General features: G+C 36.9%; 13 protein-coding genes and 1 pseudogene. 4 read left to right on the forward strand and 10 right to left on the reverse strand.

Going from position 1 to position 17,127, the window contains the following annotated elements; translation table 11 throughout:
* Together PGN18_RS18100 and trxA are read left to right on the forward strand one after the other, a co-directional pair.
* Window positions 1-357: pseudogene (locus PGN18_RS18100) on the forward strand (hypothetical protein); the annotation flags it as partial.
* A 381-nt stretch (window positions 358-738) separates the two neighbouring features.
* Window positions 739-1,035 (forward strand): thioredoxin, encoded by a 297-nt coding sequence (gene trxA, locus PGN18_RS18105; RefSeq protein WP_335321002.1) that lies wholly within the window; start codon window positions 739-741, stop codon window positions 1,033-1,035.
* Here the strand turns inward: trxA and pdeM are convergent.
* From pdeM to PGN18_RS18125, 4 genes are all read right to left on the reverse strand, one after another.
* The gene (gene pdeM / locus PGN18_RS18110; protein WP_335321003.1) at window positions 1,032-1,670 is read right to left on the reverse strand and encodes a ligase-associated DNA damage response endonuclease PdeM; all 639 of its coding nucleotides are present in this window, start codon (window positions 1,668-1,670) and stop codon (window positions 1,032-1,034) included. The genes trxA and pdeM overlap by 4 nt on opposite strands.
* Window positions 1,671-1,786: 116 nt before the next feature.
* Window positions 1,787-4,264: a ligase-associated DNA damage response DEXH box helicase gene (locus PGN18_RS18115; protein WP_335321004.1), complete on the reverse strand. Its 2,478-nt coding sequence runs from the start codon at window positions 4,262-4,264 to the stop codon at window positions 1,787-1,789.
* Window positions 4,265-4,449: 185 nt separating this feature from the next.
* The gene (locus PGN18_RS18120) at window positions 4,450-6,039 is read right to left on the reverse strand and encodes an ATP-dependent DNA ligase (RefSeq protein WP_335321005.1); all 1,590 of its coding nucleotides are present in this window, start codon (window positions 6,037-6,039) and stop codon (window positions 4,450-4,452) included.
* Window positions 6,036-7,070: a ligase-associated DNA damage response exonuclease gene (locus PGN18_RS18125; RefSeq protein ID WP_335321006.1), complete on the reverse strand. Its 1,035-nt coding sequence runs from the start codon at window positions 7,068-7,070 to the stop codon at window positions 6,036-6,038. The genes PGN18_RS18120 and PGN18_RS18125 overlap by 4 nt, the downstream gene beginning before the upstream one ends.
* A gap of 154 nt (window positions 7,071-7,224) precedes the next feature.
* Here PGN18_RS18125 and PGN18_RS18130 point away from each other — a divergent pair, with 154 nt between their 5' ends.
* A complete protein-coding gene (locus PGN18_RS18130; RefSeq protein ID WP_335321007.1) occupies window positions 7,225-7,836 on the forward strand; it encodes a SatD family protein in 612 nt (203 codons plus the stop codon).
* On the forward strand, window positions 7,836-8,546 hold the full coding sequence (locus PGN18_RS18135) for a DUF3307 domain-containing protein (RefSeq protein WP_335321008.1): 711 nt from the start codon (window positions 7,836-7,838) through the stop codon (window positions 8,544-8,546). The genes PGN18_RS18130 and PGN18_RS18135 overlap by 1 nt, the downstream gene beginning before the upstream one ends.
* A 32-nt stretch (window positions 8,547-8,578) precedes the next feature.
* Here the strand turns inward: PGN18_RS18135 and PGN18_RS18140 are convergent, their stop codons facing one another.
* From PGN18_RS18140 to PGN18_RS18165, 6 genes are all read right to left on the reverse strand, one after another.
* On the reverse strand, window positions 8,579-10,747 hold the full coding sequence (locus PGN18_RS18140; protein ID WP_335321009.1) for a S9 family peptidase: 2,169 nt from the start codon (window positions 10,745-10,747) through the stop codon (window positions 8,579-8,581).
* A 98-nt stretch (window positions 10,748-10,845) separates the two neighbouring features.
* Window positions 10,846-11,493, reverse strand: coding sequence for a DUF4412 domain-containing protein (locus PGN18_RS18145; protein ID WP_335321010.1), 648 nt, complete (start codon window positions 11,491-11,493; stop codon window positions 10,846-10,848).
* 20 nt (window positions 11,494-11,513) lie between these two features.
* Window positions 11,514-12,290 carry an enoyl-CoA hydratase/isomerase family protein gene (locus tag PGN18_RS18150; protein WP_335321011.1) on the reverse strand — a complete coding sequence of 259 codons (777 nt, stop codon included), beginning with the start codon at window positions 12,288-12,290 and terminating at the stop codon, window positions 11,514-11,516.
* Between the two features lies 1 nt (window position 12,291).
* Window positions 12,292-14,379, reverse strand: coding sequence for a ComEC/Rec2 family competence protein (locus PGN18_RS18155; protein ID WP_335321012.1), 2,088 nt, complete (start codon window positions 14,377-14,379; stop codon window positions 12,292-12,294).
* A 3-nt stretch (window positions 14,380-14,382) separates the two neighbouring features.
* Window positions 14,383-16,614: a helix-hairpin-helix domain-containing protein gene (locus PGN18_RS18160; protein ID WP_335321013.1), complete on the reverse strand. Its 2,232-nt coding sequence runs from the start codon at window positions 16,612-16,614 to the stop codon at window positions 14,383-14,385.
* A 149-nt stretch (window positions 16,615-16,763) separates the two neighbouring features.
* Window positions 16,764-17,099 (reverse strand): MerR family transcriptional regulator, encoded by a 336-nt coding sequence (locus PGN18_RS18165; protein ID WP_335321014.1) that lies wholly within the window; start codon window positions 17,097-17,099, stop codon window positions 16,764-16,766.
* Window positions 17,100-17,127 lie beyond the last annotated feature (28 nt).

Here is a 17,127-nt window from a genome sequence, read left to right on the forward strand (position 1 = left end):
ACCAAATACTATTTACATGCTTTAGATATTGCGGTTTGTCGTTATTTAAAAGCCGTGTTTAATCTTTCTGGTTATGATTTAAAATTTGCTGCTTACTTATTTGTTACTTACGCCATTGAAGTGCGTGCAGATGAATTGTATCCAATTTATCAGGCGGCTCTGGACGAAGCAAAAAGCAAGGTAAATGTGAAATCGATTATCCTGGAAGAAGAAGGCCATTTAGAGGAAATGATGAATCAACTGGTTAGTTTTTCTGATAATTGGGAAAACCATGCGGCTGAGGTAATTAAAATAGAAAAGGCTTTATTTGATAATTGGATTGCTGCCTTAGCTGCAGAACTGCCCGTAAGCGCTTAACCATATATCATATTATTTCATATTAGGGTTTTAAAGCATCAAGTCTTTTAAACACAAAAGAAGTCAAGTTTGCCTAGCACATAAGCTATTAAACTTGACTTCTTTCATTTAAACCAGATATCATATTATTGCATATTAGGGTTTTAAGACATCAAGTCTTTTAAAGAGAAAAGAAGTCAAGTTTGCCTAGCACATAAGCTATTAAACTCGACTTCTTTCATTTAAACCATATATCATATTATTGCATATCAGGGTTTTAAGACATCAAGTCTTTTAAAGAGAAGAGAAGTCAAGTTTGCCTAGCACATAAGCTATTAAACTTGACTTCTTTCATTTAAAACCAATCCAACTTTTTCTTGTTTCTAAATAAAGACAAATGTCATGGCTAAATTTTCAGATTTAATTAATGGGGATAAACCTGTACTGGTAGATTTTTTTGCAGAATGGTGTGGTCCCTGCAAAATGATGAAACCGATTTTGGAACAATTAAAATCACAAGTAGGCGATTCGGTATCAATTATTAAGGTAGATATCGACAAAAATCAACCGGCTGCTTCATCATTTAATGTTCAAAGCGTTCCAACATTAATTTTGTTTAAAAAAGGAAAGCAAGTATGGAGACAAAGTGGTGTGCTGCAAACTTCGCAGTTGAAACAGGTGATTGATGCCCATGCTTAAACTTCCAACACGCTCCTGGGCGTAACGGCAAATATACGCTCACTAATTTTAGGGTATATGTTGTAAAGTCCTGTAAATAAGCTAAAAGCTGGCAAAACGGCATATTCCTTACCGAAATAAAAACAGGGAAATTTTAATTTTTGCTTTGCTTTTCCTACAATGGTAACACCAGGGTGGATATGCCCGCTAATAGGGTATAATTCTTCTTCAGTACAGTTTGGTGCGTCATGAATAAAACAAAATGGCCCCAAACAAAAGCTTGGCTCATGTATGTCGATATTCATTGCTGCATAATTTGCATCGGAAAGCCGGTCGTGATTCCCTTTTACCAATAATAAATTAAGTTCTTGGTATTGCTTTCTCCAAATGGAAAATGCTTCAATATCTGTATTTAAACCATGGTGAAACATGTCACCGTTGATCAATAATGTTTTAGGATGGTATTGTTTAATTAATAAGCTTAAACGCTGTAAATCTGTTTGAGCAATGGTTGCCGGCACTTGTAAACCCGATTGGCGGAAGTGTGCAGATTTACCCAAATGCAAATCGCTTATCGCTAAAAGCTGATGTTTGGGTAAGAACAAAGCCCTTTCTTTATCTAAAATCAGTTCTTCTCCCTGGCTTGTAATATTCATTAATAATATCTAAAAAAATCTGAACATTTAAGAAATATAGAGGTTATAAGGCATATTGGCAGAGGGTCACAGCTTATATTTTCTCAAATGTCTTATATAGTCAAAATGATTTGTTTTTATTTAATTCTCTCCGCTTCGGCTTTCATTCTGGCAATCCGATGTTCTAATTCTTCTGAACTCATGTTTTCACGCAAACTGTCTACTTTAATTGGAAAAGACAGTGGGGTGAAACTTTTTGGATTGGTGATAATAATCGCTCCATCCTGGATTCTTTCTAAAGCGGCTGCCAATCTGGGTTCTTCCAGTTGTTGGTAAAAAACCTCATCGTATGCCTGTCGCAAAAGTAAATTATGTTTATCGTAATCGCTAAAAACATTAAAAAACAGACCAGCAGATGACTGGAGGTGTTTATTGGCTACATATTTACCGGGATAGCCCTGAAAAACGAGTCCTGAGATGCAGGCAATATCCCTAAACTTTCTTCTTGCCATTTCAGTTGAATTGATACTCAACGTAATGTCTTCCGTTAAATTCTTAGGTGAAAAAACTGCATAAGCAATTGATTCGTCCATAGGGATTTCTGTTTCACTTAAAAGCTCAAATCCATAATCGTTCATGGCAATAGAAAAACTGATGGGCAGCAATTTACTCAAACGATAGGCGACAAGGGCCGCTAAAACCTCATGTACCAAACGGCCTTCAAAGGGGTAGGCAAAGAAGTGAAAACCTTCTTTATTATTGATGAGTTCTATCAATAATTCGTCGTTTTGAGGTACATGAGAACGTTTTTCTTGTAATAAGAATAGTGGATAGACAGAGTCCAGTTCTTCATCCTGGTGGGTTTTGTCCAGGGCTTCATTGTATTTTTTTCTCAAAACTGATCCCAAATTGGAAGATAGGGGTAAGCGGCCACCGTTCCAGCTCGGAGAAATGGCATTTTTCTGTTTACTTACCCGCACTACAACGGTCATGTCTTTCACCTGTACAAACTCCAAAACCCTTCCGGCTAAGCGGAAGTTATCTCCAGCTTTCAAGCGGGTTACAAAATACTCTTCTACCATGCCAATGTAGCCACCAGAAATGAATTTTACTTTGAGCATCGCATCACTTACAATCGTCCCAATATGTAACCTATGCCGCATGGCTAACTGCCTGCTCTTCACTTTCCAAAGTCCGTCTTCATCTTTGATTACCTTTTTAAATTCTGTATAGGCGCTTAAACTATCGCCTCCTGAGGTGATAAACTGCATCACCCAGGTCCATTCTTCGGGTAGAATAAGTTTAAAGGCATGGGTATTCTTAATTTCTTCGTAAATGATTTTATCGTCAAATCCATCGCCTATGGCCAGTGTAACCAAATACTGAATTAGGGTATCAAATACCATAATAAAGGGCTCACGGCTCTCTATATTGTTTGTTTTAGCAGCTTCTTTAATCGCTGCTGCTTCAACCAGCTCTAAAGCATGCGTAGGTAAAAAATATATTTTTGAAATTTCATAAGGGGAGTGGCCGGAGCGCCCTGCTCTTTGCAAAAACCTGGCAACACCCTTTGGCGACCCGACCTGAACTACTGTATCCACAGGTTTAAAATCTACACCCAAATCTAACGATGAAGTAGCGATAACGGCTTTGAGCTGTCCGGTATGTAAGGCATCTTCGATCCAGTTGCGGAGCTCAAAATCTATTGATCCATGATGTATGGCAATGCGTCCGGCAAGTTCAGGTTCAATATTCAGCAAGTGCTGGTACCACATTTCCGATTGTCCGCGAGTATTGATGAAAATTAAGGTCGTTTTACTTTTTTCTATAATGGGTAGGAGCTTGTAGGCGAGCTTTAGACCCAAATGCCCTGCCCAGGGCAATGTCTCAATATCATCAGGCAGGATAGATTTGATCTGGATTTTCTTTTCCAAATCGGCTTTAACGATAATCCTTTTGGCTTCTAAATTGGGTTCCAATACATCCAAAGCTTCCTCAATATTTCCAATGGTTGCAGAAATCCCCCAGATTCTTAAAAACTGTTTTTTTTCAAGCCTTTGCAAACCTTTAATGCGCGAAACAGCTAATTCAACCAACACACCTCGTTTGCTGCCTAAAAGTTCGTGCCATTCATCCGCTACAATACATTTAAGATTGCGGAACAGTGTTGACGAGCCTTTTTGCGCGAGCAACAGATGCAGGCTTTCCGGCGTAATCAATAAAATTTCAGGCATTGATTTTTTTTGTTGTACTTTTTCTGCCTGTGTCGTATCGCCATTGCGTACACCCACATGCCAATCTAATTCAAGTTCCAATAAAGTTTCCCGCATCGCCCTTGCAATATCTTTGGCCAACGAACGTAATGGCGTAATCCAGATCAATTGTAACCGGTCTTTGGCTTTTTTATTATTGGTTGCTGAGGCATTTAAGGCTTCAATTACTACAGCTAAAAAAAGGGAAAATGTTTTTCCAAAACCGGTAGGTGCGTTTACCAAACCACTATAGCCATTAAGATAATACTGCCAGGCCTCTTCCTGGAATTGAAAAGGCTTTCGCTTGTTTGCCTTTAACCAGGCTTTTATCTTTTTATAACCTTTGGTTTTGGTTTGGTCCATTCTTTTCTTGTGATATTTATATTGATATGTTTTTGGTTTTTGAAAAGCAACTCCAGTAATGCTTGGGTAATAGCAGCCCCGCCGTACGCTTTACCTTTTTTGCAACAACGCTTCGTTCTATGTCCTCACAGACCGAAATTTTCAAGTTGATGTAATGGTCTGTTGGGACACAAACCATGGCGGCGCTATAAGGTAGATTGCAGCAACTGCCTTAAGTCTTCCAAAGTGTTAATTTCATCTGCTTTTTTATCTTTTCGCCAACGCAATATACGTGGAAAGCGTAAAGCTAATCCTGCTTTATGGCGTTTACTTTCAGCAATTCCTTCAAAGGCAATTTCGAAAACAAGTTCAGGTTTTACAGTGCGTACCGGACCGAATTTTTCTATTGCGTTACGGTTTACAAAAGCGTTTACTTCTTTAATTTCCTTATCAGTTAAGCCCGAATAGGCTTTTGCAATCGTGACTAAATTTTCGCCATCACGAACGGCAAAAGTATAATCCGTAAAGAAATTAGCTCTTCTGCCACTTCCTTTTTGTGCATAGATCATTACTGCGTCAACTGTATAGGGGTTAATTTTCCACTTCCACCAATCGCCCCTTTTTCTTCCGCTGTGATAGTGAGAGCTTAGTTTTTTAAGCATAATGCCTTCACTGTTGATCGAACGCGATGTTTGTCGCAGCTCTGCCAATTCCTCCCATGAACTGCAATTGATTACCGGGGATATTATCACCGGACTTTCATCTAAATCGCCTATTAACTTTTCAAGTATGTTACGCCTTACACTTAAAGGTTCTTCCCTAAAATCTTTGGCTTCATATTCTAAAATATCGTAAACAAAAAATCCTATTGGTGCATCGTCCAGCTGTTTTTTACTGATCGTTTTACGGTTTAAACGTTGTTGTAATGTGCTAAATGATAAAACCTGTTTATCTTGTACTGCCAGTATTTCGCCATCTAAGACCACACCATCGGGCAAAACATCAATCATGAAATGCAATTCGGGAAACTGTTCGGTAACCAGTTCTTCACCACGGCTCCAGATAAAGAGTTCTCCATTGCGCTTTACAATCTGCCCGCGGATACCGTCCCATTTCCATTCAGCCTGCCATTCAGAAATATCTCCCAATTTTTCGGGCTCTTGCTCTAAGGCATAAGCCAGGCAAAAGGGGTACGGCCAAGAGTTATCAGTATTCACATGAATACCATTGATCAGTTCATGAAAAGTAATTTCGTAAGGATTCCATTTACCCATAATGCTGTGCATAATCTGGGCGCTATCTAAACTGCTTTGTTTGGCCAAGGCATTCACCAACATTTTGTTGGAAACGCCTATCCTAAAATTACCCGAAATCAATTTGTTAAAAATAAAACGTTCCTGCGTTTCGAGTTTATTCCAGGCACTTAAAATGAAGTCTTTTTTGGTATCATCATCTTTGCCTTCTAAATCGTGCAGATCTTCCACCCATTTATGCAATTGAAAATCTGATGTATTTTCAGCAGGCGGCAATAATAAAGCAATGGTTTCGCTTAAATCACCAACATTGCTATAACTTTCTGCAAATAACCATTCTGGTGTTTGGGTAATGTCTATGGCCCAGTATTTCAATAAGGCTGATTTAATTGGTCTTTTAGGTTTTTTACCCGTAAATAAGGCAATTACCCATACTTTATCTTTATCGTCAGCATAGTTAAAATAATTAACAAGGGCTGCGATTTTATCGTTGGTTTTGTTGCTCAGTTCGAGCTGCTGGATCAATTTTGCAAAACGTTTCATGGCTGCTTATTTTCGTTCTGCTCGGCTAAATCAACTTTATTTTCTTCATCATCTTCCTGGCCAAATTTGGTTAAAACTTCTGCCGCTTCTATACCTTCATCATTTAAAAAGCGGCTAAAAGCAGCTGTAAAACCATGGGTAACATATAATTTCTCGGCACCTGTTGCGGTAATGGCTTCCATTAAACCTGGCCAATCTGCATGGTCACTCAGTGCGAAACCTGCATCTGCACTTTGCCAGCGGCGGTGCGCCCGTACCTGCATCCAGCCAGAACATATACCGGTGACCGGGTGGGATAAATTTTTGATCCATCGGCTATCCCGCATGGCAGGCGGTACAATTACAATTCCTTTCTGTAGCTCGTCTTTTGTGGTTTCAGGGGTAATTCTAATGGTTTTTGGAAGGTTTACACCAGCTTCTATAATCACCTCATTCAGGTTGGCAATGCTGTTATGAACATAAATAGGGGTATCGCCAGCCAGATTCTTAATTAAACGCTGCGCTTTACCTAAACTATAGGCAATTAATACACTTGTTTTCTGCTGATTAATGTTATCATTTACCCAGTTCTTAATTCCGTTGAAAACAATTTCCTGTTTTTGCCATTTGTAAACTGGGAGGCCAAAAGTGCTTTCTGAAACAAAAGAATGACACTTTACCGGTTCGAATGGAATGGTAATGCCATCATCTTCAATTTTATAATCGCCAGAGATGACACAGATTTCACCTTTATATTCCAGGCGTACTTGTGCAGAGCCAATAATGTGCCCTGCAGGAAAAAAAGAAATATTTACACCATTACGGGTAATGCTTTCTCCATATTCCAGTGTTTCTACATTTAAATCTTCACTGATCCTACGTTTGATGATGGGTTTAGTTAAAGTATGGCAGAGGTAATATTTATTGCCGAAGCGCACATGATCACTGTGCCCATGTGTAGTTACGGCATAATCTACAGGCCACCAGGGGTCTACATAAAAATCGCCCTGCTTACAGTAGATTCCTCTTTTAGTAAATTCTATTAATGCCATAGCTACTAAACAATAATACCGATGATTAGTTTTGGACGATTATCGGCTAAATACCCGATAATTTAAAATATCGGCTAAATACCCGATAAATAGAAATATCGGCTAATTAGCCGATATTATTTTAGAATATGAATAATAAGTTCGATATTGTAATATGATTTGCATTATAACGGGCGACATTATAGGCTCCAGAAAGATTAAAGATAGCTGGTTATCAGATCTAAAAACAGCTTTAAAAATAGTTTCTGATCATAGTAGTAAGTGGGAAATTTATCGGGGAGATAGTTTTCAGTTGGAAATAGAGCCAGAAAATGCCATTAGAACTGCTGCCTATTTAAAAGCATGCATTAAAGTAAATAAACCAGCAGATGTACGAATGGGCATCGGAATTGGAAATCTAAAAAACAAACGAAAAAAGCTTTCCGAATCCAGTGGAGATGCTTTCGTGCATTCAGGAGCGGCTTTTGACAGTTTAAAACAAGCTAAGGTTAATTTAGCTGTTAAAACAGATTCTACTGATTTTGATGAAGAAATTAACGTATTAATCAAGTTATCGCTTATTGCGATGGATAGCTGGGGCATTGTAGCTGCAGAAATGGTGAAACTGGCATTGGAAAATAACGACTTGTTACAGAGTGAACTGGCAGCTATTTCTGGCCGAACGCAATCATCGGTTAGTGAGGCGTTAAAACGTGCGCACTATACTGAAATTATGGAGATGGACAGGATTTACCGTAAAAAATTGAACCAAATGATTTTAACATAATGGATATCTACTTAATCAAGCTTATTCTTGCCCATTTAATCGGAGATTTCTTTTTGCAGCCAAATACCTGGGTAAAAGACAAGGAACGGAAAAAATTAAAGTCAACCAAGCTCTATTTACATGTAATGATACATGTGGCTTTGATATTTATTATTTTTTTAAGCTACGGTGTTTGGAAAATGGCATTAACAATAGGTATAATCCATTTGATTATTGATGCGTTAAAATCCATCTTTCAGACTCATAAAAATGCTCGTATATTCTTTTTTGTTGATCAGGTTTTGCATTTTAGCTCAATTGTAGCGGTATGGCATCTTTTCTACAAAGGAAGTTTGAATATTGATTTTTTAAATGATCCACATACCTGGCTACTCCTTTCAGGCGCTTTATTTTTAACCCTGCCTACAGCAATTATAATGAAGGTGGTCATTGCTAAATGGATTCCGGATAATCAACCTGACAGCCCAAAATCATTGGAGAATGCAGGTAAATACATCGGTATATTGGAAAGGACATTAATTTTTCTGTTTATTCTTACCAATCATTTCGAGGCCGTTGGTTTTTTACTTGCAGCTAAATCCATATTTCGGTTCGGTGATTTAAAAGAAAAACACGACCTAAAATTAACCGAATATGTACTTATTGGAACTCTGTTAAGCTTTGGTATCGCCATTGTAACGGCAATGTTTATTCAAATGATTATCGCATAAAAAAAGCAGCCCGAAAGCTGCTTTTAAATTTTCTATCTTGCTCCCGGAGGGCAATTTTCTTTTAAAAATTTAGTATAGGTTAAAGATAAATGTTTGCTGGTACCTTCACCCTCAGAAATACTGTGGGTACGGTTTGGATAACTCATCAACTGAAAAACCTTTCCGTTTTTAACTAATTCATTAATCAGCATTTCGGCATTTTGGTAATGCACATTATCGTCGCCCGTACCATGGATATATAATAAATTGCCTTTTAGGTTTTTAGCACGTGTAACCGGGGAACCTTTAATGTAAGCCTCTTTACTTGGAAAAGGTGTTCCCATATAGCGTTCCTGATAAACATTATCATAAGTTAACTGATTACCAACTGCTGCAATAGCAATACCTGTTTTATAAATTTCAGGAAATTGGAACATCAGGTTTAATGTAGAAGAACCGCCTCCGCTCCAGCCCCAAACAGCCACACGGTCTTTATCCATATAGGCATGAGTAGCCAATAACTTTTTAGCGGCCATCGCCTGATCGCGGATATTAATTACACCAATGTTTTTATAAATGCCTTTACGCCATGCGCTTCCTTTCGGAACTGGTGCACCTCTGTTATCCATTGAAATATAGATGTAACCATCCTTAGCCATGTCGCCATCATATAAATGATTTGTACCTGCGCCGTCAACATCCAATGCTGTTGCACCTGCAGGCTCGCCATAAACATAAAATAAAACAGGATACTTCTTATCCGGATTAAAATTATCAGGCTTTTTCATCCAACCATCCATTTCAATACCATCTTCGGTAGTTACTTTAAAAAACTCCACTTTGTTTTTTGTTGCCGATTGTTTCGCCAGTTGCGTAGTGATGCTTCCATCCATAGTAAATGGATTCCCGGTAGTAAAGTTCATCCACTCTGTAATATACCTAACAACCGAACTGTTATATGAATGGCGTGCAAAAGCAGCATTCGGTGAAATATCGTAATTGTGTGTGCCTGGTAAAACAGATGGCGTAACCTGTTCTAATTTTCCTTTGCCATCCAGCTTGGTTTTAAAAAGATACTTCTGTGTAGCGTTTGTTGGTGAGGCCAGAAAATAAACCAGGTTATTTTTTACATCGATCAATTTAACATCAATCACATCATAATTGCCCTTTGTAACCAATGTTTCTTTCTTTCCATCCAAACTAATCCTGTATAAGTGGTTCCAGCCATCCTTGTCGGATACAATTGTAAACTCTTTATTGTCATTTAACCACTTCCATTCATCTTGCGCATCAATCCAGGCTTTTGCTTTTTCAGTATAAACAGCTTTTGATGATCCTGTAGCTGCATTACAGATAAATACTATACTTTCGTTCTGCTCGCGGTTAAGCTGTTGCAAAATAATATCATTACTGTTCGGTACCCACTGCATACGTGGAATGTAGTGCTGAATATTATCGCCAGGAACCTTTAACCAGTTTGTTTTGGCTGTTGCAACATCAACTACGCCAACTTTGCAGGCAGAAGGATTTTCGCCCACTTTCGGATATTCTACAGGAATGGTAAATGGATAAATAGAATCGGTATTATTGATCATCAAGAAATTTTTGATTTTGGTTGCGTCTAACTGCCAATAAGCGATAGATTTACCATCTGGACTCCATCTAAAACCATCCCTGCAATCAAATTCCTCTTCATAAACCCAATCAAAAGTACCGTTAATCATTCGTTCTGTCCCATCTGTAGTTAAAGCTTTACTTCCAGTGCCATCAATATTTTCGACATATATGTTATGCTTACTTACATAGGCAACTTTGCTGCCATCGGGCGATAATTTAGCAAACATTAACGATGAAGCTGGTTTATCTTTTCCAATCTGAGTAATTTTGTTAGCCGTTAAATCAGCCAACCAATAATCACCACGGGTATCATAACGCCAAACTTTTTTACTGTTGGTGTAGATTAATGCTTTTGTACCATCATCAGACAGTTGAAAGCTCCTTACCGGAATAGCATTAGCTTTTCCTGCTGGTGTTAACAGTGCCCTGGATATAATTGTTTTTCTGTCATTTTTAGGAAGGGTAATTGAAATAATTTCCCCATTTGCAATCTGATAGTAAGAATTACCGTCTTTTGCCCAGTTGATAGTTTGAGCTTTTGCATCAATTAGCGAACAAAATGCTATACAAGCAATTGATAATCTGAATAATAATTTTTTAATCATATATAATTTTTGGACATAAAAAAAGCTTTTCAACTTTCGGGCTAATTTAAATAAAAAGCCTGCAGTTAAAAAGCTGTAAATTACCTTGAATTAGCTAATTATTCACCACCACCTTGCATGGCTTTCAAATCTTCCATCGTTACTACTTCGTAACCGGCAGGAACCTCAGTGTTAATGGCACCCACTTTGGCTTCAGAAAGAGATTTTAAAACCAGGTCTGAATTTACACCATTGATTAATGCCGAATATTTCACAGGAAGTGCACCCAGTCCTTTAAATAGACCACCGGTTGTAATTGCTGGAATTTCAACATCTTTTGTGGCCCATAATTCATGCGCTCCGCCTTTGTCGTCTTTGTAAGTATATTTTTCTGCATTAAATCCTGCGATGGTCTGTTTTTCGCCGGTTGCTTTATAGTCAGAATATTTTGGCATTAAAGCTTCCTGCGCTTCTGTTTCTGCCTTGCTTACCTTTACTGCAAACTGTTTTTGAGCTACGGGCACATCAATCAATAATAATCCGGTTTTATCTGCTGTATTCGAAATGATATTTACCAGGGCCGGGCCGTTCTCAATTTCTATTTTGGTTAAGCTGCCATTAAATTTCGTTTTAACGTCAGTTGTTGAACCATTCGCCGTTACGGCAAATACTAAAGTACCTTCGGCAACTTTCTTTTGTGCATGGGCAATTATAGCTGTACTCACTAAGATTAATGCTACAATGCTGGTTTTGATTGATTTAAACATGTTTATTGTTGTTAAGTTAATTACCAATTAATTTTTTCTTTTTTTAAGAATGAGTAAACTCCCTTTTTAAAATCCTCACTTTCTCTTACCCTCGCATTAATCTGTACTGCGGTTTCTAAACTTTTCTCTAAATGCAGGTTAACAGTTTGGGTAATCAGCTGTTTGGTAATCATAAGTGAATTGCCTGAACTTTCTGTACACAAACTTAATGCAAATTCTCTTGTTTTTTGATGGATCTCGGAAGAATTTGTTACAAAGTTTATTAAATTATATTTTAATGCCTGCTCGGCAGAGAAAGTTTTTCCGGTCAGTAAAATTTCTTTTGCGATGGATTCGCTTACCTTTTGTTTTAAAAAACAGGAAACTATGGCTGGGACAAAGCCAATCTTTACTTCGGTGTAGCCAAAATTACTTTCGGGGGTTGCAAAAATAATATCACATATGGTTGCCAGGCCACAACCACCGGCAATAGCATGTCCCTCAACCTGGGCTATGACTACCTTTGGCAGATAATAAATTGTGGTAAAAAGTTTTTTTAAATGATTGGAATCAGCTACGTTTTCTTCAAATGTATTGTACTGCAATTGCTGAAGATAGGCCAAATCAGCACCAGCACTAAATGCATCTCCATTTGCATTTAATATCAATACTTTTACCTGATCATCTTCTGATGCCATTATGAATGCTTCAGTTAATTCAGTGATAAGTTGAGGATTTAGCGCATTTCTCTTTTCGGGTCTGTTGATTGTTATCGTCGCTATTCTTTCAGCAACCTGATATAAAACCAGATTTTCCATATTATTGGCTTAGTTGCACCAAATATGCTTTATTTTTCTTTAAAACATGCACACCAATATTATTATTCTCAATTTCTTTTTTTAAAATCTGAATTTTATAATCTTTATTGGTAGCATCTATTATTGCTGTTTTATATTTTATGTCAGATTGTATATTAGCCAGCCTAAATTTTGTATTTCCGCTTAACCAGATGCCAGAAAAGTTAGCATTTCCATTTATCTTTTTGTTATTTAGCTGTTCATCAATTAAAAGAACCTTGTATTGAAAAAATGCAATTTGATTGTTATTTAACACAAAGTGTCCCAAAACTGTATCTTTTTTTAATTTAATAAAATGTATTTTATCTATTTGCAATTGAGATAGTGCAGGCTCAACAGAAAAGGTATAGTTTTTATCTTCTCTGTTTAAATCTGAAACTAAAACCACTTCTTTTCCATTAATAAACGCAACCGCATAATTTTTTCTTAGCGAAAAGAAAATGATTTCACGCTGGTGAAAAACCTTCAGATCATCGCTTGCAATCAAAAGTTGATAACAAACAAACAGAAATAATGAAGAAAACAAAAGTTGTTTGTTAAGTTTTATCAACGCATAAATAAAAACGCCTAACGAGAAGCTCAATAATATAAATTCAGGCAGATCAATCCATATTGATGAAACGCTGGCATAGGGTAAATTGGCAATCCAATTTAGCCCTGCATTCGTAAAATTTATGATCCACTCAAATACCGGAGCCAGAAACCTTAATGAAGGGATTAATACCACAATCCCTAAATACATCATTAATATTAATGGAAGAGTAATGAAAAGATTAGCAAATAAAAAGTAAAGGGGAAATTGATGAAAATAATAAATACTTAATGGAAAAGTGACTATTTGAGCGGCGAGAGACATGGATGTAAAACTCCATAATTTATCTATGCAGCCCTGTTCAGTGTAAAGAAGCTTATATATTTTAGGCTGAAGATAAACTAATCCAAATACGGCAAGGTAGGAAAGTTGAAATCCAACATCCCAGACTAAAAATGGATTGTAAATGAGTTGACAAAAAGCTGAAAAGGCCAAAACATTATAGCTGTTGGTTTTTTTCGATAAAACTTTTGCCGTGATTAAAATGCTGATCATGATGGCTGAACGGATTACAGAAGGCGATAATCCGGTCAGCAAGGCATATCCCCAGATCAAAGTGCAAAGAAGCAGTAATTTTACTATTCTTAATACACGGTTCTTATTCAAAAAGAAGAGCATAAAATCTAAAACGACATAAATGATAGCGACATGCGCTCCTGATACGGATAAAGCGTGAATGGTTCCTGTTTTAGAATAGGCCGATAAGGTTTCTTTACTTAAATCGGCACGGTAACCTAAAATAAGCGTAGAGGCAACGGCAAAAGCTTCATTATTTTTAATCAATCTTCTGTATTTTGCTACTTGCTTTTCCCTTATGTTCAGGGCCATTTTTATAATCGGATTACCAACATTGTTTTTGGTAATAATAATGTGATCCTGATCTATAAATGCCTGATGATAAATATTCTGACTGGCCAGCCAGGCTTTAAAATCAAATTCTGCAGGATTGTATGGAGGTTCTATTTCCGTGTATTTAATGGAGATCATCAGTTCATCACCATACTTTATCCTGAGGGGGTTTAAGCTGTCTGATTTTACATTCAGAAGTAACTGGCCCGATGTTTTGATCTGCTTTTCATTTCGATAACCGGATACCATTCCGACTTTCAAGCGTATGATATCATTATTTTGTTGAGGTTCATTAGTTACCCAAACTTTAAAATAATCGCATCCAGTTCTTGAAAAGTAGTTTTGGCTTAATCTTTCATTTTTGAGCAAACAAAATAAGCCGCCGAGGCTGAAAAAAAGTGTGTGGATTAAAATTCCGACAGCACCTTTGTGGCGATATACATTGAATCGTTTATAATTAACATTTAAAAACAAAAGGCAAAGTAGAATGATGAATAGGGTGTTCATCAACCATTTAGTATATGCCAATGCCGGGAAACAATAAAAAATGCAGATGCCCAGAATAAAAGGGAGCAGGATCCTAACAAAGATATATTCCGTTTTAAACATGGATTAAAATTGATAGCGGATTTGAATTTTAACCTCCGATTTTTTGTTACCCTTAATCTCATCCAGATAGGTACCTACTGTTTTAACATCCTGATAAATAAACATCCCATATCGAAGCCAGACATTAAACTTTTTGAAGATATTGTATCGCATGTTGAGGTATGTTCTGAAGCCTTTTCCATTATACATCCCAAAAGCAAAACTGTATAAAACATCATCTTCGTAAGCATAAATTCTACTGTTATAACTTGGTGTATTGAAATAGGCAAACCGTACATTTCCAGAAAGCTTAGCAAACATCGGTGAATAGTCTATGTCCTGATAAACGAGATATCCAAACTCCCTTTTTGCACTTCCTTTTTTATATTGAGAAACTTCCAATCGGTTTTGAAAGTGCCAATTTTTATTCAGTTGCCAATTTGTCTCTGCCCGGTAGCCTTCTCTTTTTACGTCGTCTAGAAAATTTTCAGGTACATCCATATCAGTGTTCTGTTGCTTCTTTTCTGATTTGTACCGAACCAAAACTTTAAAGTTTTTGTTGGGCATGTAAATGGCCTGTGCTAAAACTTCATAGCCTTTTGAAGGTTCATCCACACGATATTTTAACCAGGGAAACCTGAATAAATCACTATAAAAAGAGAATGACCAATGTTTGTTTGGATTAACATTTAAACCTGCATACAATCCCCTCTCATTTACTGCTTCGCTCGACTCGGATACTGCCTGATTAAAGAAACTATGGTAATCTTTGGCATAATTGCGATAGGTGAGGGCTGCAGAAACTGCTGATGACAAACTCACTAATACACCGTTGATATAAGCAAATCCTCCACCTAAACCTTTAGCCCCTTCGCCATAGAGGTACATATTTTTATAGGTATAATTATAAAATAATCCCAGATTGGTTAAAGATTTTCCTGTAAAACTGTACCGATCGTAAGCTGCCGTTTGTGTGATAAAACGACTCTTAAAATTGGTATGATAGGCAATTGCGCCGATGGCAAGATCGTCGTTACTGTATTGAACGGTAGTACCAAATACAGTCTGTGCTAAAGCACCTTTATTCTTAAGCTCCGTGGGCGTTCTGTGCAAACCAGTTTGATTGATGGTAGACTGAACTAAATTTCCATCGGCATCTAACTTCTGACTTGCGTCGAGTTTGCGGAACGAAACAAATGGCGTTATATCAACATTTTTGAATAAATTAATGGTTGCGGCGGCACCTCTGAAAAATGAATATTCGTTGGTAGAATTATAAGGCCTTAAGCCCAAATCTTTTTTGGCTACGCTGGTAACATCAGGACCTTTGCCAAAAGAAAAACCCGACCACAATGTTAGTCCCTGGCCAAACTGTTGCGTATAATCACCAATTACTAATTTTTTTAATCTACCTAATTTAAATAGCGCGATGTTTCCAGAATAAAAATCGAAAGGTCTGCCAATAAATTTTTCTCCAGCATCTTTATCTAAGGTGAACGCTGCTGATAGAATTGAACTATATTGATACCGATATCGCATCTGAAATTTTTCTGGTGAACCTAAGTAGCGGTTTCCAGGTAAATCGGTGAAGCCTTTTTGTTTTTGTAAGGTTTGCGCTAAACGAATCATCAGATCATTTTCGCCAACATGGATCAGGTTTTTAAAATTGATTTGCTGATAATCACTCCTATCAGTTAATGCTACAAATGGGAGCAGATTTTGAATTGTTTTAATATCAAAGCCAGGAATACTCTGCAGTTCCAGTACATCCGCAAGTGGACCATTTTCTTTGATGTGGGTAAAGAAATTAGCAATTTGTAGGGGAGATAAGAATACCAAACTATTTAATTCTTCTACCGAAGTTTTATTTAGGTTAATCGGATGTTTACGGTACCTTTCTAACACATCAACCAACTCAGTCATATCATAATCATCCGGCAGGTTTTCGGCCATGCTCTCCAAAATATCCCATATATCTGTCTCCTGCGTATTGGTTTGTGCATTTGCCATAAAGCCAGCCAGTACTAAAGCGACAGTTAAGATTCTAAATGCATAGCCATTTATAATTAAGAATTTGTGATAAAGAGCAGTAAACCATGAAATGATCAGATTTCGGCAACTGACCAGCATTCTGATTGAAGGATTTGCTCGCCGCAGCAAATTATCCGGTAATGCACGTGAAACGATACCAAAATATTTTTTTGGAAATGAAAAATAGGGAGAAGAGAATGGCAATACTACACACAAAATTTTCATAAGCAGGGTTTAAGCTGGTTAATAAAAAATTAGGGTGATTTTTTGTATTGGTATTTCTAATATAAGAAAATAATTAAAAACTACAAAAAATGTATTTTTAATTACTTGAATGGCAATAGAAAGACCTACAATATAAAGAAATAATATAATTAGAGTTCCTGAGCCAGATTTACCAAAAAGCTTTTTAGTTTTTCTAATGAATCAATAATTTTCTGATTCTCCCTTACACCTGTTTTATTGTTCTTCAAATATTCTTTGGCACCTTTCAATGTAAAACCTTTTTCATCAACCAGATTGAAAATAATTTTTAGATTTTCAATGTCTTCTGGTGTAAAGAGGCGGTTGCCTTTTTTATTTTTTTTAGGCTGAAGGATATCGAATTCCTTTTCGTAAAAGCGGATTTGCGACGCGTTAACGTTAAACATTTCAGTCACCTCGCCCATAGTATAATACATTTTATTAATGTCTCTTTCTTTATAAGGCATATTTTGTGATTGATTATGAGTGTTTTAT

Source organism: Pedobacter terrae (genome assembly GCF_036946585.1).
GTDB classification, from domain to species: Bacteria; Bacteroidota; Bacteroidia; order Sphingobacteriales; family Sphingobacteriaceae; genus Pedobacter; species Pedobacter terrae_C.